This window comes from Collinsella aerofaciens, assembly GCF_005845035.1.
Lineage (GTDB): Bacteria > Actinomycetota > Coriobacteriia > Coriobacteriales > Coriobacteriaceae > Collinsella > Collinsella aerofaciens_I.
Window position 1 is genome coordinate 1 of the sequence record NZ_SPFO01000004.1, and the last position, 17449, is coordinate 17449.

Annotated in this window: 22 protein-coding genes; 15 read left to right on the forward strand and 7 right to left on the reverse strand. The window is 59.3% G+C overall.

Features of this window, described 5'->3' with window-relative positions; all coding sequences use genetic code 11:
- Nucleotides 1-230: 230 nt before the first annotated feature.
- The 10 genes from FGQ67_RS02740 (at nucleotide 231) to FGQ67_RS02785 (ending at nucleotide 8146) form a co-directional block, all read left to right on the forward strand.
- On the forward strand, nucleotides 231-1031 hold the full coding sequence (locus tag FGQ67_RS02740) for a purine nucleoside phosphorylase YfiH/LACC1 family protein (RefSeq protein WP_138339880.1): 801 nt from the start codon (nucleotides 231-233) through the stop codon (nucleotides 1029-1031).
- On the forward strand, nucleotides 1028-1864 hold the full coding sequence (locus FGQ67_RS02745) for a phosphate ABC transporter substrate-binding protein (RefSeq protein ID WP_022094493.1): 837 nt from the start codon (nucleotides 1028-1030) through the stop codon (nucleotides 1862-1864). Before FGQ67_RS02740 ends, FGQ67_RS02745 begins: the two co-directional genes overlap by 4 nt.
- Before the next feature lies 1 nt (nucleotide 1865).
- Nucleotides 1866-2792 carry a phosphate ABC transporter permease subunit PstC gene (pstC, locus tag FGQ67_RS02750; protein ID WP_006234251.1) on the forward strand — a complete coding sequence of 309 codons (927 nt, stop codon included), beginning with the start codon at nucleotides 1866-1868 and terminating at the stop codon, nucleotides 2790-2792.
- Nucleotides 2793-2795: 3 nt separating this feature from the next.
- Nucleotides 2796-3701 (forward strand): phosphate ABC transporter permease PstA, encoded by a 906-nt coding sequence (pstA, locus tag FGQ67_RS02755; RefSeq protein WP_138339882.1) that lies wholly within the window; start codon nucleotides 2796-2798, stop codon nucleotides 3699-3701.
- Between the two features lie 12 nt (nucleotides 3702-3713).
- Nucleotides 3714-4517 (forward strand): phosphate ABC transporter ATP-binding protein PstB, encoded by an 804-nt coding sequence (gene pstB, locus FGQ67_RS02760; RefSeq protein WP_138339884.1) that lies wholly within the window; start codon nucleotides 3714-3716, stop codon nucleotides 4515-4517.
- Between the two features lie 92 nt (nucleotides 4518-4609).
- Entirely contained in the window at nucleotides 4610-5467 is an 858-nt protein-coding gene (locus FGQ67_RS02765; RefSeq protein ID WP_138339886.1) for a phosphate signaling complex PhoU family protein, read from the forward strand.
- Nucleotides 5468-5586: 119 nt separating this feature from the next.
- Nucleotides 5587-6324: a YggS family pyridoxal phosphate-dependent enzyme gene (locus FGQ67_RS02770; protein ID WP_138112193.1), complete on the forward strand. Its 738-nt coding sequence runs from the start codon at nucleotides 5587-5589 to the stop codon at nucleotides 6322-6324.
- Between the two features lie 60 nt (nucleotides 6325-6384).
- Complete coding sequence (locus FGQ67_RS02775) at nucleotides 6385-7107, forward strand: cell division protein SepF (protein ID WP_022094497.1); 723 nt, start codon at nucleotides 6385-6387, stop codon at nucleotides 7105-7107.
- Nucleotides 7108-7164: 57 nt separating this feature from the next.
- Nucleotides 7165-7410, forward strand: a complete 246-nt coding sequence (locus tag FGQ67_RS02780) for a YggT family protein (RefSeq protein ID WP_227790178.1) — start codon at nucleotides 7165-7167, stop codon at nucleotides 7408-7410.
- Nucleotides 7411-7471: 61 nt separating this feature from the next.
- Nucleotides 7472-8146 (forward strand): DivIVA domain-containing protein, encoded by a 675-nt coding sequence (locus FGQ67_RS02785; RefSeq protein ID WP_022094499.1) that lies wholly within the window; start codon nucleotides 7472-7474, stop codon nucleotides 8144-8146.
- A 166-nt stretch (nucleotides 8147-8312) separates the two neighbouring features.
- Here the strand turns inward: FGQ67_RS02785 and FGQ67_RS02790 are convergent, their stop codons facing one another.
- The 3 genes from FGQ67_RS02790 to FGQ67_RS02800 all read right to left on the reverse strand — a co-directional run bounded on the left by FGQ67_RS02790 (nucleotide 8313) and on the right by FGQ67_RS02800 (nucleotide 10864).
- Nucleotides 8313-8843: a nitroreductase family protein gene (locus tag FGQ67_RS02790; RefSeq protein WP_138339888.1), complete on the reverse strand. Its 531-nt coding sequence runs from the start codon at nucleotides 8841-8843 to the stop codon at nucleotides 8313-8315.
- Nucleotides 8844-9123: 280 nt separating this feature from the next.
- On the reverse strand, nucleotides 9124-9747 hold the full coding sequence (locus FGQ67_RS02795) for a DUF47 domain-containing protein (protein ID WP_138112201.1): 624 nt from the start codon (nucleotides 9745-9747) through the stop codon (nucleotides 9124-9126).
- A 67-nt stretch (nucleotides 9748-9814) separates the two neighbouring features.
- Nucleotides 9815-10864: an inorganic phosphate transporter gene (locus FGQ67_RS02800; RefSeq protein WP_117655139.1), complete on the reverse strand. Its 1050-nt coding sequence runs from the start codon at nucleotides 10862-10864 to the stop codon at nucleotides 9815-9817.
- Between the two features lie 250 nt (nucleotides 10865-11114).
- On the opposite strand from FGQ67_RS02800, the gene FGQ67_RS02805 reads away from it, so the two are divergent.
- From FGQ67_RS02805 to FGQ67_RS02820, 4 genes are all read left to right on the forward strand, one after another.
- Complete coding sequence (locus FGQ67_RS02805; protein WP_117746758.1) at nucleotides 11115-11453, forward strand: hypothetical protein; 339 nt, start codon at nucleotides 11115-11117, stop codon at nucleotides 11451-11453.
- A 79-nt stretch (nucleotides 11454-11532) separates the two neighbouring features.
- A complete protein-coding gene (locus FGQ67_RS02810) occupies nucleotides 11533-12228 on the forward strand; it encodes a Bax inhibitor-1 family protein (RefSeq protein ID WP_117746759.1) in 696 nt (231 codons plus the stop codon).
- A 138-nt stretch (nucleotides 12229-12366) separates the two neighbouring features.
- The gene (locus tag FGQ67_RS02815; RefSeq protein WP_006234233.1) at nucleotides 12367-13488 is read left to right on the forward strand and encodes a TIGR02452 family protein; all 1122 of its coding nucleotides are present in this window, start codon (nucleotides 12367-12369) and stop codon (nucleotides 13486-13488) included.
- A gap of 78 nt (nucleotides 13489-13566) precedes the next feature.
- Nucleotides 13567-14226, forward strand: a complete 660-nt coding sequence (locus tag FGQ67_RS02820) for an SGNH/GDSL hydrolase family protein (RefSeq protein ID WP_138339890.1) — start codon at nucleotides 13567-13569, stop codon at nucleotides 14224-14226.
- Nucleotides 14227-14316: 90 nt separating this feature from the next.
- On the opposite strand, the gene FGQ67_RS02825 is transcribed toward FGQ67_RS02820, so the two are convergent.
- The 3 genes from FGQ67_RS02825 to FGQ67_RS02835 form a co-directional block, all read right to left on the reverse strand.
- Nucleotides 14317-15477, reverse strand: a complete 1161-nt coding sequence (locus tag FGQ67_RS02825) for a site-specific integrase (RefSeq protein WP_138339892.1) — start codon at nucleotides 15475-15477, stop codon at nucleotides 14317-14319.
- A 142-nt stretch (nucleotides 15478-15619) separates the two neighbouring features.
- The gene (locus tag FGQ67_RS02830) at nucleotides 15620-16078 is read right to left on the reverse strand and encodes a type II toxin-antitoxin system HicB family antitoxin (protein WP_138339894.1); all 459 of its coding nucleotides are present in this window, start codon (nucleotides 16076-16078) and stop codon (nucleotides 15620-15622) included.
- A 26-nt stretch (nucleotides 16079-16104) separates the two neighbouring features.
- Nucleotides 16105-16293, reverse strand: a complete 189-nt coding sequence (locus tag FGQ67_RS02835; RefSeq protein WP_138339896.1) for a type II toxin-antitoxin system HicA family toxin — start codon at nucleotides 16291-16293, stop codon at nucleotides 16105-16107.
- A gap of 255 nt (nucleotides 16294-16548) precedes the next feature.
- Between FGQ67_RS02835 and FGQ67_RS02840 the strand changes: the two genes are divergently transcribed.
- The gene (locus FGQ67_RS02840; protein WP_138339898.1) at nucleotides 16549-16839 is read left to right on the forward strand and encodes a hypothetical protein; all 291 of its coding nucleotides are present in this window, start codon (nucleotides 16549-16551) and stop codon (nucleotides 16837-16839) included.
- Here FGQ67_RS02840 and FGQ67_RS02845 read toward each other — a convergent pair.
- Nucleotides 16836-17432 carry a hypothetical protein gene (locus tag FGQ67_RS02845; RefSeq protein WP_138339900.1) on the reverse strand — a complete coding sequence of 199 codons (597 nt, stop codon included), beginning with the start codon at nucleotides 17430-17432 and terminating at the stop codon, nucleotides 16836-16838. The genes FGQ67_RS02840 and FGQ67_RS02845 overlap by 4 nt on opposite strands.
- Between the last annotated feature and the right edge of the window lie 17 nt (nucleotides 17433-17449).

A 17449-nucleotide genomic window follows, 5' to 3' on the forward strand; every position in this document is an offset into this window, starting at 1 on the left:
GCGCCTTTAGACGCGAGCCCGGGGCCCGTGGGTTATACCCTAAGAGCAAACCACCCTTTTTAAGGGTGGTTCTGATTTTCGACTTTGTAAACTAGAACCTCCAATCTCTTTACGTTCCCTTTACGATTGCCTCCAGCGCAGCAGGTATCCTTTTAGAGAAGTATGACAGCCGTATAAACGCGGGCTGTAGCGGCGATGCCGCGGTACTTGTGTTATTAGGAGGCTTTAGTATGGCAGCACGTGCGGACAAAGTTTCGCGTGTCGACCATGATGGAGTTACGTTGGTGGAGGGCGCGACATCCGATGTTCGCTTTGCCTTCACCGAGCGCGCCGGTGGCGTTTCCGAAGATGCGTACTCCTCACTCAACTTGGGCTCGCATGTTGGCGATGACCCCTTTGCTGTTCAAGAAAATCGTCGTCGCGCGCTCGAGGCTATGGGTGCCGCCGAGTGCAAGCACAACCTGCTCATTCCCAATCAGGTCCATGGTGACCATATCGTTGCGGTGGTCTCGAACGGCGCCGATGACCTTGAGGACGTCCGCGAGCAGATTGCTGAGGGCTGCGATGCCATCGTCTGTACGGCGCGTAACGTGCCCGTGCTGCTCTGCTTTGCCGACTGCGTTCCCGTGGTGCTGGTGGCCCCTGGCGGATTTGCCGTGGTGCACTCCGGTTGGAAGGGCACGATTGCACGTATTTCTGCCAAGGCGTGCCAGGCGCTTTGCGATGCTGCCGGCTGCGATGCGAGCGACGTTTCCGCCTATATTGGCCCCCATATCTTGGGTGACGAATATGAGGTATCCCAGGAACTCATGGATCGCTTTGCCGCCGAGTTCTCTTGCATCGATGCGAATACCTCTCGCATGCTTGATCTTTCCGCTGCCATTCGCGAGGCGCTGGTAGATGTCGGTGTCGACGCGGATAATATCGTGGATACCCAGCTTTCGACCGTGCGTCAGAACGACCGCTTTTATTCCTACCGTAACGAGGACGGCACCTGTGGGCGCCATGCTGCGATCGGCGTGATGCTATGAGAAAGATCGTATCGGTCCTGAGCGCCGCTGTGCTTACGCTTACGCTGTGCGCCTGTTCTTCGGGATCTTCTACCTCTTCCATTACCGTGGCCGGCTCCACGACCTGCCTTCCTATCGCCGAGATTGCGGCCGAGGGCTTTAAGGAGGAGACCGGCATCGACGTGCTCGTTTCCGGTTTGGGTTCTTCCGCTGGGATCGAGGCCGTCAGCGCCGGCACGGCCGATATCGCCAGCTCCTCCCGTGGACTCAATGCCGACGAACAGGATCTGGGCCTGACTCCCATCGTCATTGCCCACGACGGTATCGCGGTCATCGTGAACGACGACAACCCCGTCGATAACCTCTCGACCGAGCAGCTCCGCGATATCTACGCCGGCAAGATTACCAATTGGAAAGAGGTCGGTGGCGAGGACCTGAGGATTCAGGTCATCAACCGAGACGAGGCGTCCGGTACGCGCGAGGCCTTCCGTACCATCGTGATGGATGGCACGCCGTTCGATCGCCGCTCGGCTGTTCTTTCGGGTACGGGCCAGGTGCGCGACGTGGTATCTCGTTCGCGTGGGGCCATCGGCTACATTTCGCTGGGCTTCGTCGATAGCCTCAACGCCAAGACCTCGGTCAAGGCCGTCTCGGTCAATCATGTTGAGGCGTCCGAGAAGACGGTCGCGAGTGGCGGCTATCCCATCTCGCGCGACCTTTACTTCTTTGTGAAGGGTGTGCCTTCGCAGCAGGCGCAGGATTACATCGACTATGTGACGTCCGAAAAGATGGACAAGCAGATTCGCGAGGCGGGCTTTATTCCCGTCACCAACGACGAGAAGGGGAGTGAGTAGCATGGAAGCACAGGAAAACTCCCAGACTGAGCAGAATGTTCAGACGCCCAAGAAGCGCGAGCTGGCGCTCGTATCGCGCAGTACCTATATCAAGGAGAAGGCGCTGCAGTGGATCTTCTTTGCCTGCGCGTTCTTGGCGGTCGTTACCGTCATCCTGATTTTTGTCTTTACCACGTACTCGGCGCTGCCCGTCTTTACTGACATCGGTCTGGCTGACTTCTTTAGCTTTACGTGGGCGCCTTCCGAGGGCCACTACGGCATCTTGTCGCTGCTTGCTGGCTCGGGTCTGGTGACCGTCGGTGCGCTCGCCATGGGCGTGCCGCTGGGCGTGGGTACGGCCGTTTACCTGGTCGAGATTGCCAGCAAGCGCGTGCGCAAGCTCATCAGCCCCGCCGTTGACCTGCTGGCGGGCATACCCTCCATCATCTACGGCTTCTTTGGCATGATCATCATCCGCCCGTTTATCGCACAACTGACCGGCGGCCTTGGTTTTGGTGCGCTGACGGCGTGGTTTGTGCTCGCCATCATGATCGTCCCTACCATCACCACGCTCACCATCGATGCTCTCAATTCCATTCCCATGGGCATTCGCGAGGCATCGTATGCCATGGGCGCCACAAAGTGGCAGACCATCTATAAGGTCGTGCTACCTGCCGCGAAGCTGGGTATCGTTGATGCCATCGTGCTGGGTATGGGCCGTGCCATCGGCGAGACCATGGCCGTGCTCATGGTCGTAGGTAACGCCCCGGTTATTCCCGACAGCATTGCGAGCCCCATCTCGACGCTCACGAGCCAGATTGCGCTCGACATGAGCTATTCCTCGGGTCTGCACCGCTCGGCGCTGTTCGGCATGGGTGTGGTCCTGTTTATCATCTCCGCCACGCTGGTGGGTATCGTTCGTCTGATTTCCAAGAAGAAGAGGGGGTAGGCTATGTCCGATTCCGTTGACACGACGGTCGATACGACCTCGTCGCGCGAGCGCATCAAGCGTGCCCTTTCCCACGGCAAGAAGGGCCGCATCAACAAGGACCTGTCCAACAAGATCATGCTTGGCGTGTTTCGTGCCGCTGCCTACATCACCACGCTGGTGCTGGTCGCTATCATCGCCTACGTGGTCATCAACGGCCTGCCACACATCTCGCTCGACTTTATCTTCGGTTGGCCCCAAGGCGTCAACGCCGAGGGCGGAATTTGCCCCACGATCGTCTCGACCGTCTATGTGACGGCGCTCGCCATGCTCATCTGCACGCCGATCGCTGTGCTGGCAGCCGTCTATCTGGCCGAGTACGCCAAGCAGGGCAAGGTCGTCGAGCTCATTCGCTACGCTGCTGACGCTTTGGCCTCGGTGCCCTCCATCGTTATGGGCCTGTTTGGCTACGCCTTGTTTGTCGAGGCTATGGGCCTGGGCCTTTCGATGGTCTCGGCCGCTCTGGCGCTCGCGCTCTTGATGCTTCCCATCGTCATGCGCACCACCGAAGAAGCCATTCGCGCCGTTCCGCGCTATATCCGTTGGGGCGCGTACGGCCTGGGCGCTACCAAGTGGCAGGTCGTCTCCAAGATCGTGCTTCCTTCGGCCTTTGGCCGCATTGCCACGGGCATCGTCCTTGCCATCGGCCGTGCCATCGGCGAGACCGCCGTGGTGCTCTACACCATGGGCCAGGCCATCAATCTACCTATTTCGCCGCTCGATTCCGGTCGTCCCATGACCGTTCACCTGTACCTGCTTGCCAACGACGGCATCAACATGAACGCAGCCTACGGCACCGCGCTCTTGCTGATGGTGATCATTTTGGCCTTCAACCTGTTTGCGCGCTTCCTGTCGCGCAAGCGTCGCTAGTTAAGGAGTCCCATGTCCGTTTATCAGTCCGCTCCCGCGTTGGAGCAAGCGGCCATTACGGCCAAGGATTTCAACTTTTGGTACGGTGACTTTCATGCGCTGACGGGGCTTGACCTCAACATCGCCAAAAACGCCATCACCTCCTTCATTGGCCCTTCGGGCTGCGGCAAGTCGACGTTTTTGCGCTGCATCAACCGCATGAATGACCTGATTGAGGGCACGCGCGTCGAGGGCACCATGACGCTCGACGGCAACGATATCTATGCCGAGGGTGTCGATCCGGTCGATCTCCGTCGTCGCGTGGGCATGATCTTTCAGCAGCCCAACCCGTTTCCCAAATCCATCTACGAGAATGTCGCCTTTGGCCCTCGTCTGCAGGGCGTGACTAGCAAAAGCGACCTCGATGACATCGTGGAAGAATCGCTCAAGCGCGCCAACCTCTGGAAAGAGGTATCCAATCAGCTCAACAAGGATGGTTTGGCGCTCTCGGGCGGTCAGCAGCAGCGTCTGTGCATCGCGCGCGTGCTTGCGGTGCAACCCGATGTCCTCCTGATGGACGAGCCCTGCTCCGCCATCGACCCCACTTCCGTCTCTAAGGTCGAGGATCTGATGGCCGAGCTGGCGCCCGAGATGACGATTATCATCGTCACGCATTCAATGCAGCAGGCAGCTCGTTTCAGTGACTACACCGCGTTCTTCTTGCAGGAAGTTGCCGGCGAGCCCGCTACGCTCATCGAGTATGGTCAAACCGACGCGATCTTCACCAGCCCGGTGGACTCGCGGACGGAAGACTATATCACCGGCCGCTTTGGCTGATCGGTGCGACTAGTCCCAAGCCGATCGGATCTGGTCCGGTGCGTATTCACTGTGCGGGCGGCATGACCGCACCCAACTGATTGGAGTGAACCATGCGCAAACTGTTTTCCCGTCAGCTCATCGAGGCCCGTCACGAGATGCTGAGCATCTACAAGGCCGTCGATCTGGCCCTCCACGATGCCGTGAAGGCCTATGTGACCGACGACCGCAAGCTCGCCACCAAGACCAAGAAGCGTACGCTTTCGATTGACGCACGCTGCGCCAACCTGGAGGCCGTCTGCTACAACCTGATTGCCACGCAGTCACCGGTCGCCTCCGACTTCCGCTTGCTGCAGACGATCATCTACGTCGACTTTAACCTGCAGCGCATGACCGATAAGGTTCGCCAGATTTGCCGCGCCACGCGTCATATGATCAAGGCCGACATCTCGCTGCCCAAGGAGCTTGTCGGCACGGTCGAGGCCGAGGCTGAGGCCGTCTACCAGGTGCTGGGCTCTTCGCTTTCTGCGCTCGTCACCAACGACATGTCCATCATCTGCAACTTGGCCGTCGAGGACGAGCCAGTGCACGCCGCCTACGAGAAGTTCTTCCGCACCTTTAACCGCATGGACACGGGCGATTTTATGGACGACGACAGCAACTATGACGACCTGCGCCGCGCCATCATGGTATCGCGCTATCTCGATCGCATCGCCTCGATTTCCATCGATGCCGCCTGCCGTCTGACCTTCCTGTTGACCGGACAGCGTATGACTGCCGGTGATATCGCCTGCACTGATGAGGATGAGCTCGAGAGCATGCGCGTGCCTTCGGGCGAGGGTGTTATCATGAGGCCCGCCGTCGATGCACGCTACGTTGCCAAGGTGCCCGTTAACGAGGTCAGCGAGGGTCTTCGCTACCTGCTCGATCATCTTGAGGATGAGGACGATGGCGAGGACGACGAGGAGTAAGTAACCCCGTTCGTCGAAAGATTGTAAATACCTAAGTGAGCGCGGCCTTGCACATGCGGGGCCGCGCTCTTGCGTTAGCATGGGACTACTTGTTTGGCTGTCAGCGGAGGCGATTGGCAATGGATAACTATTTGGACTTGATGCGCGCTCGCCGCGAGCAGATTCTGGAACGTTTTTATGCGGCGCTCGATCGCGCGGGCCGTCCCCACGACGCCGCGCGCCTCATTGCCGTGTCCAAGACCGTTGGTGTCGATGAGACCGTTGCCGCCATCCAGGCGGGGTATCGCCATTTTGCCGAGAATCGCCCGCAGGAGCTGGTTCGCAAGCTCACAGGTTTGGCGGAGCATCCGGAGCTGCCCGAGGTGCGCTTCGATATGATCGGCAACCTGCAGACCAATAAGATCAATGCGGTGCTGGGCTCAGCCGAGCTGATTCACTCGGTGGGTTCGCTGCATCTGGCGCAGGCGATCTCGAGCCGTGCTGCCCGCAAGATTGAGGCAGGCGAACTCGCCGGCCCCCAGCGTGTGCTCATTGAGGTCAATGTGAGTGGTGAGGAGTCGAAGGGAGGCTTTTCGCCCGATGAGATTCGCGCCGCCGCGGGTGAGCTTGCGGAACTTGAGGGAATTTGCGTACAGGGGCTTATGACTATGGCGCCCCGGGGGAATAAGGATGTGGCACGCCGCACCTTTGCGGGGCTTCGTGAGCTGAGGGATGAGCTGGAGGCGGCGCATCCCGATTTGAACCTGCCTGAGCTTTCCTGCGGCATGAGCGAAGACTTTGAGCCTGCCCTTGAGGAGGGCTCTACGCTCGTTCGCCTGGGCAGGGTAGTATTTAGCCCGGAGTTTGCAGTAAAATAAGGCTCTGAAGTGCGCACTGATTATCGGGGCGCCTGCACTAAACCGCGAGAGGACACAACCATGGGCTTCCTTGACGAGATTAAAAATAAGATGCACCTGGGCGGCCAGCAGGGTTACGACCAGGGTTATGGCCAGGACGACGACTACGGCTACGATGATGGCTATGACGATGGCTATCAGGGCAACGGCTACAGCGGTGCTTCGGGCGAGGGCTTCTACACCCAAGACGAGCCGAGCAACGGCCTGCTTGGTCAGACGCGCCGTGGTGAAGCTGAGTCGGTTGCCGTGTATACACGCTCCGGGCAGCTGGTCGGCGATGACTCCCGCCATGCCACGACGTATAACCCGCCTTCGCGCTCGCAGGACAGTGTTGCGAGCGGTTATCGTCCTGGTGCCTATGACACGCCGTCGAGCTACGCCGAGAACACCCGCGCCCGTGCCGCCGCTGCGCCTGCGCCTGCACCGAGCGATGCCTCGGCCTATGCGAGCAATATCATCAACGCCACACCGCAGCTGCCGGCCTATGTCCTGCGCCCCGAGAGCTATGACGACGTGGAGACCGTGGTGCGCCGCGTTCGCACCAAGCAGCCTGTCGCACTGATTTTTGTGGGCGTACGCACCGAAGTTGCCAAGCGCGTCTTGGACTTCTCTTACGGCTTTGCCTGCGGTCTGGGTGCCACGGTCAAGGAGGTGGGCGACCGCGTGTTCATGGTGCTGCCCGCCGGTTGCGAGGTCAAAGATTCCGATCTCAAGAAGCTTCGTGCCGACGGCTACCTTAAGTAAAGACAAGACGAGGAGATTCCCATCAACATCTACACTATCGTCCAGCTGGTCAATACGCTGTTCAACTTCTATTCCACGCTCATTGTCGTCTACTGCTTTATGACGTGGATTCCCATGAAGCAGGGTGGTTTGCTTCAGGATATTGCCGCGGTGCTTGATAGCGTGTGCGGTCCGTGGCTCAACCTGTTCCGTCGTTTCATCCCGCCGATGGGCGGTATCGATTTTTCGCCGGTCGTTGCGATTATTGCGTTGCAGTTGGTGCAGAGGCTGGTTCTGCAGCTTCTTATAGGTATACTCGTGTAGAACTGTCTTAGTAACTTACGTCGGGCGTGTAGCGCCGAGGCGATGAAAAAGGAGACTTGTTATGGCTATTACCCCTGCAGACATCCAGGCTCAGACTTTCTCTGAGGCCAAGCGTGGCTACGATCCTGCTGAGGTCGACGTCTTCTTGGAGACGCTGTCCTCTGAGGTTGACGCTATGCTCGCTAAGATCGTCGACCTTAAGGGTCGTCTGACTGCTACCGAGCAGCAGCTTGCCGATGCGCAGGCTCAGCTTGCCCAGGCTCAGGATGCCCCCGCCCAGGCCGTTCCTGCCGCCCCCGTGGCTGCTCCCGCCCCTGACTTCTCCGCTCAGGAGCGCCAGATTTCCGCTGCCCTGATCGCTGCCCAGCAGACCGCTGAGACCATCGTCAACGATGCCAATGAGAACGCTGAGCGTATTCGCAACGAGGCTGACGCCAAGGCCCGCGAGGTTATCCGCCAGGCTCTGACCGAAAAGCAGGCTGAGCTCGAGGAGATCGATCGTCTCAAGGCTTCTCGTGAGGAGTTCAAGGCCGAGTATCTCAAGCTCATCCAGCACTTCATGGACGATGCCCAGAACTCCTTCCCGGCCGACCTCATGGCCTCCACGCCGGTCGGTTCTGCCGCTTCTCCTGCGGTGACTGTTCCCGCCGAGCCGCTGCCCGTCGCTGACCCGGTTGTCCCCGTGGCCGATCCCTTCGCCCCGATCGACAACTTCGCTGCCGACGACCTGGACTAACATTCGGCCTACAATTTAGTGCCTAGAAAGGACCCGCAGCTTGCGGGTCCTTTTTTATGACTGTACCGGGGCGCGCAACATAAAAAACCGAGCCCTGCACATAGTGGCGCAGAACTCGGCGAACCGGTGAGCGGTCAAGGATAGGTTTTAGGGCATGTCCCAAAATCTACTTGAGGAGGAAGTCGGAGAGGGGAATGGTACGGGCCTCGCGATGCTCGGAATCGGCGATGTGGTCGGCAGGATATCCGCAGACGAGCATGTGATAGGGATAGACGCCCTCGGGCAGGTTGAACTGCTCCTGTGCCACCTCGGGCTTAAAATGGCATACCCAACACGTTCCCAGGCCCTGCTCGGTGGCCTCCATCATCATCTGATCGCACACTATGGACGTATCGATTTCACTGGAATTCATCTGGTCATACGGGCGCACCCAAGCGTCTTCGGTAACGCTACAAATAAGGAAGATGAGCGGAGCGCCAAAGATAGATCCATCACGAGCAAACCGAGGCTGACAAGCAGCAGCCTTCTCCAGAAGCTCAGGCGTATCCAGCACCATCACACGAGAAGGATGATTATTACAAGCAGAAGGAGCAATCCGCCCAGCCTCAACAATGGCATCCACCACAGCCTGCTCCACAGCCCGATCTTCAAACTCACGACAAGAATACCGACCCCGAGCCAGATCCAAATAACTCACAACCAAGCCCTCCAAATTCAGTGTATCAACCCAAAGCAAAACAAAGGGTACCCAAAGCCCGATCCAGCCAAACGTTTAAGGCGGTCCCAAAGTTCCCAATCGGGCTCAAAGGCCCTGTCAACAAAAGCCTCATTGCTTTCAAAGTATCAGCCAAAGTTCCCAATGGTGGTACGTAAGGCGAAGGGCCGGCCACGGTTTGCTTTCGAACGACTCTGCAAAGCAGCCGGAGTGAGAAAGCAAACCGTGGCCGGCCCTTCGCCGCCGGGACACGTACCCCCAATTAACTGTTCTTCATGACAATCGAATCCACAACATCGGCCACATTCTCGCAGCAGTCGGCGCAGTACTCCAGGAAGGCGTAGACGTCACGCCAAGCGATGACCTCGAGCGGATCCTTGCCGTTAACGTGCAGGTTGCGCATGGCGTTGATGTAGAGCTCGTCGGCCTCGGACTCGATGGTGTTGATCTGGATGACCAGCTCGCGCAGCGTTTTGGACTTGCGGTAGTTGGGAAGCTCGACCATCAGGTCTTTCATGGCGCGGCAGGCGTCAGTCACCTTGTGGGCGATGACGATGGCGTCGGGATGGATGCTCTGAATGTTGGTGAAGTAGACGCGCTGCACGACGCCCTCAATACGGTCGAGCACGGTGTCGAGCGCGCAGCTCATCAGATCCAGATCCTCGCGCTCGAGCGGGGTGATAAAGGCGGTGAGCAGGGCGTCTTCGAGCTCGTGGTGCTTCTTGTCTGCCGCATGCTCAATCGCATGCATCTTATTGAGCATGTCGTGAATCTGCGCGGGATCGAAGTTCTCAAAAATCTTGGTGAGCAGCTCTGCGGCCTGGACGGCGAGGTCGGCGCAAGCGACGTAGTTGTCAAAGTAGAACGAATCGGGTTTCTTTGCCATGGGTGGGTCCTTTCGAGGCGAAGACGGGTGGGCGAAGTAATGCGGTCCGGATGGACGTTCGGTTTGATTAGAGGAACATCATGAACAGCTTGGCCATGACAAAGCTGATGAGTCCGCAGGCGGGGAAGGTGAAGAACCAGGTGAACATCATGTCCTTGACGACTCCGAAGTTGATGGCCGAGAGGCGCTTGACGGCACCGACGCCCATGATGGCGCAGGTCTTGATGTGTGTGGAGGACACGGGGATGCCGGTAAGGGTGGCAAGCAGCAGGTTCGCGGCGCCCGCGAGGTCGGCGGAGAAGCCCTGATACTTCTCGAGCTTAACCATGCTCTGGCCGACGGACTTGATGATGCGCTCACCGCCCACGCTGGTACCGATACCCATAGTGGCCGAGCACAGCAGCATAATCCAGATGGGGATGCCGGCATCGCCGACGCTGGTCTGGCCGTTTGCGAAGGCCACGCCTAAAAAGAGCACGCCGATGAACTTCTGTCCATCCTGCGCGCCGTGCATAAAGCTCATGGCCGCAGCGCTCGCGATCTGAGCGTATTTAAAGAAGACATTGGCACGTCGCCTGTTGGCGGCGGCGAAAAGAATCGAGACGAGTTTGCACAGGACCCAGCCCATGACAAAGCCCAGGCCGATGGAGAGCGCCAGGCCGTAGATGACCTTCATCCACTCGTGGACGTTGACGCTGCTCGCGCCGCCGAGGGCGATAGCGGCACCGGTCAGGCCGGCGATAAGGCTGTGGCTTTGCGAGGTGGGGATGCCAAAACGCGACGCTGTGGCGCCGTAGACGACGATGGAGAACAGGGCCGCGCACAGGCAGGCGAGCGCCATGGTGCTGTTTCCGCCAAAGTCGACGATATGCGAGATGGTATTGGCGACGCTCGCATTAAAGTGCGTCATGATGAGCACACCGAGGAAGTTGAATGCGGCGCTCATGAGAATGGCGGCGCGGGCGGGCATGCAACGCGTAGTGACGCAGGTCGCGATGGCGTTGGGCGCGTCGGTCCATCCATTGACGAAGATGGCGCCGAGCGCGAGGATCACGGTGACGGCAAGGACTGGGTTCGACACAATTTGGCCGAGGAAGGTTGAGAACGTTACGTCCATATATGGGCTTTCTCGAAGTTTGCAGGCACGTTACAAAAACATGATAAATCGTATCACCTCCTGCGGGTTTCTTTACCGAGTTCTGATGGGAGAAGTGAATTTTTTGGCACTAATATTGAATATTAGCCCTGTTGACCGCGGGTGTTCTTTTTGCTAACACACCATGAGGACACGTGTGCGTGCCCCAACATCCCAAAACCACAGTCTGTTCGCTTTACAATATGCAAACATGCGTTCGATAATAGGAGGCATGGAATATCGACAGACAGATGGCAAAACTCGGCGCGTGCACAAGCAGTATGTGGACGTCGTGGCTCGCATCCTCGCGGGCGGACAGGTCGTGCCGGTCACCGTCTGCTGGGTCGACGGTCGTTGCTTTACGATTGACGAAATTATCTCGACCACCGGGTTTGGCCTGATGGTCCACGGCATCCGTACGGCAACCTATAAGGTGCGTTTTGGCGGGCACGCGACCGAGTTGTATCTGGAGGACCAGACGCGCGAGCGGGCGGACGGCTCGCAGGCACACGTGATGCGTTGGTGGGTCTGGGCCTTTGATCGCACGCTCGAGGGCGAGCGCCGTAGGTAAGGACGTACGGCATTCGGGTACAATGAAAGGAATCTTGTCAGCTACTGCGCTGTCGCGGCGCTTTTGAAAGGACGAAATTATGAACGATATTCAGGGCTATCAGAACGGCCCCATCGAAACCGGCGCAAGCCGTGCCAAGGAGATGTCGCCGCGTGCGTATAATCTTGCCATGTCTGCCCTCATCTTCTTGGGCTTTTGTGCCATGGGCGTCGGTGCTTACTTTACGAGCACCATGTCGTTTGCGCGCATGATGATGAGCGGGGCTGCCCTACCGCTGGTTTTTGGCTCGTTTATTTTGACCATCGTCGGCATGGTCATGATGTCGGCCGCCGCCAGCAAGCAGTCCGTGGGCCTGTCCCTTGTGGGCTACGTAATCTTTGCGAGCACCTTTGGCCTGACCGCGTCGTTTGGCCTTGCCAACTACGACCTGCCCACCATCAACACTGCCTTTATCGCCACGGCCGCCATCACCTTTGTCTTTGGCGCCTTGGGCGTGACGTTCCCCAAGTTTTTCCAGCGCGTATATGGCATCGGTTTTGGCATTCTGCTCGCTACTATTCTGGTTGAGATCGTGCTGATGTTCATGGGCGTCTCACAGACCATCACCGATCTGATCGTGATCGTGGTGTTCGCCGGCTTTATTGGCTACGACACCTATGTTGCCACGACGGTGCCGCCTACGCTGCCCAACGCCGTGCTCATGGCGTCCAATCTGTTCGTGGATATTATCAACGTGTTCCTGCGCATTCTGAACATCCTCGGCCGTCGCGACTAGTGGCGAATTGCGGCGGTGCTTGCCGTACGTGCAAATCGATGCGAAAGGCGGTCCTTCGGGGCCGTCTTTTTTGTACGCGGCGGGGTATCATGGATGGGAAAAGCCGATAGCGGCAGAGACCGAGAAAGGTGACCACTTATGGCAGACGTCGACAACAGGAACCGTAACCGCAGGTCCAACCGAGCGGGTCAGCCCAATCCCAAGCGCGAGGCCCGTGCCAAGGCCGCCGAGCGTCACGTGGCAACTGTGTCCGAAGCGTGCGCCAAGGATATCGAGCGTTCGCTTGCCGGCGTGTGCGAGTTCGATGGTATGCCTGCCGGTTTTGTCGCGGCGATGAAGGCCAAGGTTCAGAGTGCTGTGGCCGCCGAAGAACAGGTTGCCGAGGACGTCGAGGGCGCGGAGGCTGCCGAGACCGAGACGGCGCCCGAGACCGAGGCAGCGCCTGAGCCTGCCGAGGAAATCGCCGAAGCTGAGTCCGCGCCTGCTGAGGAGCCCGCTCCGGTTCTGCCTGAGGTCACCGTGCTCGATGCCTCCGCCACGCAGGCCATCCTGGACAACGGTCGTGGCTATGCGCAGTTCTGCGACATGGCCGTGCTCGCCTTTGCCTCGTTCACCAACCCGGGCGGTGGCTACATCCAGGGCTATCTGGGCCAGGAGGCCACGCTGTGCGCCGATTCGTATCTGTACAACGTTCTCGATAAGCAGCGCAAATGGTACGGCGAGAACCGTCGCCGCAACATCAACTGCGAGCTTTACCGCAACCGTGCGCTGGTGGTGCCTGCGGTGCGCTTCGACCGCAACCACGTGCATGCATACGCCGACGTGATCGTGGCCGCCGCGCCCAACGTTAAGCGCGCCCGCCAGGAGTATCGCGTGAGCGACGATGCTCTGCTGGACGCCCTGCGCGACCGCATTCGCTTTGTGCTTGCCATCTGCGACGAGCTGGGTCGCGAGAAGCTCGTACTGGGCGCTTGGGGCTGCGACAACAACGGCTTTGACGCCGAGGCCGTGGCCGAGCTCTTCCGCAAGGAGCTCGCGTCGGGCGACTTTAAGGTCAAGCAAGTCTTCTTTGCCGTGCCTTCTACGCGCTGGGATGAGGATTTTGCCAAGTTCGAGCACGTGCTGGCAAACTTCCCCGAGCGCAACGAGGAATCCTATGCCCAGGTTGCCGCTCGCGCTGCGGCAGCTCGCGCCGCCGAGCAGACCCAGGCTGCTACCGAGGATGATGAGGACGAGGACGATTGGCGCAAGTACCTGTAATTGGTACGTGCTGACAGATGGGTCGAGCCGGCGGGAGAGGCTGCTTCCGTCGGCTTTTTACTGAGCGAGGGGCTTACGATGAAAAACGTTCTATGCTTTGGCGACAGCAACACCTATGGTTACGATCCGGCGGGCATGCGCGACGGCACCGCGGTGCGCTATGCGCAGGATGTGCGCTGGTGCGGCGTGGCCCAACGTGACTTAGGCGAGGGCTGGCATGTAATTGAAGAAGGCCTCAACGGCCGCACGACGGTACGCGACGACATGTGCCATCTGGACACCAATCTTAACGGCATCCGCGCACTTCCGATGCTGCTCGAGGCCCATAAGCCGCTGGACGCCATTGTGATCATGCTGGGCACCAACGACTGTAAGACGGTCTTTAACGTGACAGCTTCCGATATCGCCCGTGGCGCCATGGCGCTGATTCGCGCCGTCCGCGCGTTTCCGTGGACCGACGCTGCGCCTTGTCCGCGCATTCTGCTGATGGCGCCTATCAAGATCAAGCCGCAAATCGCCGATGTATATATGACCGATTTTGACGAGCGTTCCGTCGAGGCCTCGGAGCATTTTGGCGAGTACTACGCACATGTGGCTGAGCAGTTTGGCTGCGACTTTTTGAATGCCGCCGACTTTGCCGAGCCGGGCGATATCGACTATCTGCATATGATGCCCGAAAGCCACGAGAGCTTGGGACATGCCGTGGCGGCCAAGCTCCAAGAGATGCTCGGTGAGTAGCACGGCCCCAAACCACCGCAAAGGTGCCTGTCCCCTTTGCGGTGGTTTGGGCTGCGAATCTTAATACTGCCACTATTAACAGCGCCCGTTTTACCTGCTGGTTTGTTGGGAAATATCCCAATTTATCCCAAGTGCGTCGCAAACGGAACGCGCCACCTGCTCGCGGGAGGGGCGAATATAATGCCGCCCGGACACGCCCGGCAGGGAGTGGCCCATGAGCATCTCCATGAGGTCCCAGGGCATGTGCAGCTCCATCTCGCAGATGGTACGCCATGAGTTGCGGAGGTTCGACCACGGGATGTGCTCGATGCCCTCGGCTGCGCACCACTTCTTCCATCTATGATTGCACATCCCTCGGTTCATGGGCAGCCCGTCCCCGCGATCTGCTAGCCACTCGGAGCCTGCCGCACGGCGCTCGTCTGCAATTTCGAGCAGGCGCCCGGCGGCATCCGGCAGCACCACGACCGTGCGTATGGACTTCCGCGTCTTGAGTACGCCGTCAGCCGTGGGCTCGATACCCGCTTGCTCCATCTGGCGCACGAGGTCGACCGTTGCGAGCGTTGTTGATCCTGCCGCGAACGACATGACCTCATCGGTGCGGATGCCCAGCGACTCACCCGACCGGCATGAGCCAAAGCACGCCATGATGAACGGCGCCTCGAGCGAGGTCCCGTGCAGGCGCCCCAGGATGTCCTTTGCCTCGGCGAGCGTGTACAGGCGCTTGGAGCGCTCGCGCGTCTTGCGCGTGGGCATGGTGTATTTCACGGTGGCGGCAAATGGGTCGATGGGAAGCACGACGAAGCCCGACACGGTTCCGTATATCTTGCGCAGGGTGAGTAGGGCGGTGTCCGCCGTCGCCGCGGGGAGAGTCAGAAGCCATTCCTGCAGATGCACGGGGCGCAGCTGGTCGACCGGCATTGAGCCCCATGTGGGGCCGACGTAGTTCGCCCACGACCTTGTGACGAGGTTGCGGGTGTTCGGCGCGAGCGTACCGGCGGCCACCTGCGCCTCCATGGTCGGTTCGAGCCATGTGCCGTATGCCTGGGCGACAGTTGGCACCGGCTTGTCATCGGCACGCTCGACGTGGATGCGGTCGAGTTCGGTGCATGCCTCGCGATAGGTGCCGTATACCGTCTTGGTTTTGCGCTTGCGTCCACACGGCGTGTTCTCCTGCCATCGGAGGATGTATTTCTTGCCACGCTTGGCTTCGGTGATTGAGCCCCACGCGCGGCGCCTCTGCTTGCGTGTCATATAATGTCCCTAGGTTGCCCAGAGCTATCTCCGTGTTACTCCGGCATCCTTGTTGTCACCCCACCGCGCCAAGGTTCCAGCCGTGCGCGATGGGGTTTTCTTTTTTGCTGCCGTTAGTCCATCTTTTATGACGGACTAACGGCTACGCGACTGCGCGGCGCTTGGGCCTGCCCGAGCGGGGCGTGTCGGTCAGACGCGCCGCTATGCTCTCCACGGTCACGTAGGTACGGCGGCCCTTGCGGTAGCCCGTAAGGATCCCCGAGTCGAGCATGTGGGTGATCCTGCCGGGGGAGACGGAGAGCCTGCGCGCGGCTTCGGCCGCCGAGACCGTCTCGCCCTCCACGATGTACCCCTCGTCCGTGGAGAAGGCGACCATCATGGAGAGCCCGCCGTCTGCGGGCTCGATGAACTCGGGCTCGGGCACGGCAAGACCGTCCTTCACGAGCGCGGCCACGTAGGTGCTCGCCGCGTCCACGGACTGCTCGGCGGCCTCGGCAATCGTGTCGCCGCAGGTGAAGCATCCCGGCAGTGAGGGAAACTCCACGTCGTAGCCGCCGTCCTCGTCGGGTGTGAGCACCGCCTGGTAAACGTATGTCTTCATATCTTTCGACCCCCAAGGGGGCGGGGCTAGAGCCACCCCGCCGTCTTAGCTATTTTTCGGTACGTCCCTATCGGTATCTCCTTCTTGGAGGTGGGCACGCTGATCTGGATTCCTTCCTTTCGCGCGACCACGTGGCTGCCCTTGCCGGTGTAGAGCGTCCAACCCTCCTTCTTGAACCGCTTGAGCACCTGCGCGGGCTCCTGCTCCTTGGGCATCTCTCCTCCTTTCGACAATTTAATTATAAACAGTTGATAGTTAGCAATCAAGTAAATTATCAAGTATTTATAGTTTTAAAATTGACCACACGGATCCGCCAAGATTGCCGCACGTGGTTTCTTTATGTCTGGAGCTGTCAAAGAATCTTTGACAGCTGAGGTGCCAGCTTGGGTTTTTTAGAAAAAATCGAAAAAACCTAGCCGCGCCGCGGGTCATAATCGTGATGAACACCATTCACGCTCCTGGAGGTACCCATGGCTCGCTATAACGTCGGCGCATACACGTACGAGGACGATTCCCCCGACACGATGATCTACGACGGGCTCACGGGCATCCCGTTGAGCTTGGGGTACGAACTCGTGTCGCAGGAGCGCGGGGACACCGTGAAAGTCGTCGCCCTGGGCGTGAAGGACGGCACCGCGGGCCCCGTCCCGTTTGCGACGCTCAGGCCGTGCGCGTACTCCCTGGCGTCCGAGTACGACGTGCGCGCCGTGAGGTGCCCGCAGACCGGGCAATGGGTCCTCATCGGGTACATGGGCGTCTAGAGGAAGCCCGCGATCTTCCCTCCGATGGAGAGGATGCCTGCTACCAGTTCACCGCCCTTCTTCGCTATCTCCAATCCCTTGATCATGCGGTCGGCCAGCGATGCCTGGTCGCCACGCTTTGCTGCCAATTCCATCTGGGCGAGGCATGCTGCGAGCATGTCTTTGTCTTCCGTAGTGAGTCCCTGGTCCGCAGCGATCGTCTCCATCAAGTTGTCGACGGATGCCCTCAGCGAAGATGAGGACGTCGAGCTCGAGCTTGAGGTCGCATTGCTGTCTGCGTGCTGCTCGACGCTCACGTTTGTCCTCGCCGTGGAGGACTTCATCTTTTCAATCTCATAACTCATGCGCCTGTCATCGGCGTACAGCTTCGCTTTCGCCTGTAGCCGCCGTATGTCCTCGGCGGCATCTTTCCTCCCGTATGACGACTGCCCGCCAATCGTCGCGCGGAACATCTTCAGGCCCACGCGGACCTTGGGCACCACTGTTTCTAGCGCCGACTCGATTCTCTTGGCCTCGCTCACGAGGTTGTAGGAATCGGGGTTTGCTAGGATTTCCCCGCATTCCGCTATGAGCTCATCAATTGCGTTGTCCATGAAATGTGCTCCTAAAT

What these genes read in the sequence shown, in the direction of transcription:
- FGQ67_RS02800 (WP_117655139.1), bottom strand. Translation starts at nt 10,864, where the DNA reads ATGGACGTAACGTTCTCAACCTTCCTCGGCCAAATTGTGTCGAACCCA.
- FGQ67_RS02845 (WP_138339900.1), bottom strand. Translation starts at nt 17,432, where the DNA reads ATGGACAACGCAATTGATGAGCTCATAGCGGAATGCGGGGAAATCCTA.
- FGQ67_RS02805 (WP_117746758.1), top strand. Translation starts at nt 11,115, where the DNA reads ATGGAATATCGACAGACAGATGGCAAAACTCGGCGCGTGCACAAGCAG.
- FGQ67_RS02795 (WP_138112201.1), bottom strand. Translation starts at nt 9,747, where the DNA reads ATGGCAAAGAAACCCGATTCGTTCTACTTTGACAACTACGTCGCTTGC.
- FGQ67_RS02770 (WP_138112193.1), top strand. Translation starts at nt 5,587, where the DNA reads ATGGATAACTATTTGGACTTGATGCGCGCTCGCCGCGAGCAGATTCTG.
- FGQ67_RS02785 (WP_022094499.1), top strand. Translation starts at nt 7,472, where the DNA reads ATGGCTATTACCCCTGCAGACATCCAGGCTCAGACTTTCTCTGAGGCC.
- FGQ67_RS02825 (WP_138339892.1), bottom strand. Translation starts at nt 15,477, where the DNA reads ATGACACGCAAGCAGAGGCGCCGCGCGTGGGGCTCAATCACCGAAGCC.
- FGQ67_RS02740 (WP_138339880.1), top strand. Translation starts at nt 231, where the DNA reads ATGGCAGCACGTGCGGACAAAGTTTCGCGTGTCGACCATGATGGAGTT.
- pstA (WP_138339882.1), top strand. Translation starts at nt 2,796, where the DNA reads ATGTCCGATTCCGTTGACACGACGGTCGATACGACCTCGTCGCGCGAG.
- FGQ67_RS02820 (WP_138339890.1), top strand. Translation starts at nt 13,567, where the DNA reads ATGAAAAACGTTCTATGCTTTGGCGACAGCAACACCTATGGTTACGAT.
- FGQ67_RS02815 (WP_006234233.1), top strand. Translation starts at nt 12,367, where the DNA reads ATGGCAGACGTCGACAACAGGAACCGTAACCGCAGGTCCAACCGAGCG.
- FGQ67_RS02835 (WP_138339896.1), bottom strand. Translation starts at nt 16,293, where the DNA reads ATGCCCAAGGAGCAGGAGCCCGCGCAGGTGCTCAAGCGGTTCAAGAAG.
- FGQ67_RS02840 (WP_138339898.1), top strand. Translation starts at nt 16,549, where the DNA reads ATGGCTCGCTATAACGTCGGCGCATACACGTACGAGGACGATTCCCCC.
- FGQ67_RS02830 (WP_138339894.1), bottom strand. Translation starts at nt 16,078, where the DNA reads ATGAAGACATACGTTTACCAGGCGGTGCTCACACCCGACGAGGACGGC.
- FGQ67_RS02775 (WP_022094497.1), top strand. Translation starts at nt 6,385, where the DNA reads ATGGGCTTCCTTGACGAGATTAAAAATAAGATGCACCTGGGCGGCCAG.
- FGQ67_RS02745 (WP_022094493.1), top strand. Translation starts at nt 1,028, where the DNA reads ATGAGAAAGATCGTATCGGTCCTGAGCGCCGCTGTGCTTACGCTTACG.
- FGQ67_RS02765 (WP_138339886.1), top strand. Translation starts at nt 4,610, where the DNA reads ATGCGCAAACTGTTTTCCCGTCAGCTCATCGAGGCCCGTCACGAGATG.
- FGQ67_RS02810 (WP_117746759.1), top strand. Translation starts at nt 11,533, where the DNA reads ATGAACGATATTCAGGGCTATCAGAACGGCCCCATCGAAACCGGCGCA.
- pstC (WP_006234251.1), top strand. Translation starts at nt 1,866, where the DNA reads ATGGAAGCACAGGAAAACTCCCAGACTGAGCAGAATGTTCAGACGCCC.
- pstB (WP_138339884.1), top strand. Translation starts at nt 3,714, where the DNA reads ATGTCCGTTTATCAGTCCGCTCCCGCGTTGGAGCAAGCGGCCATTACG.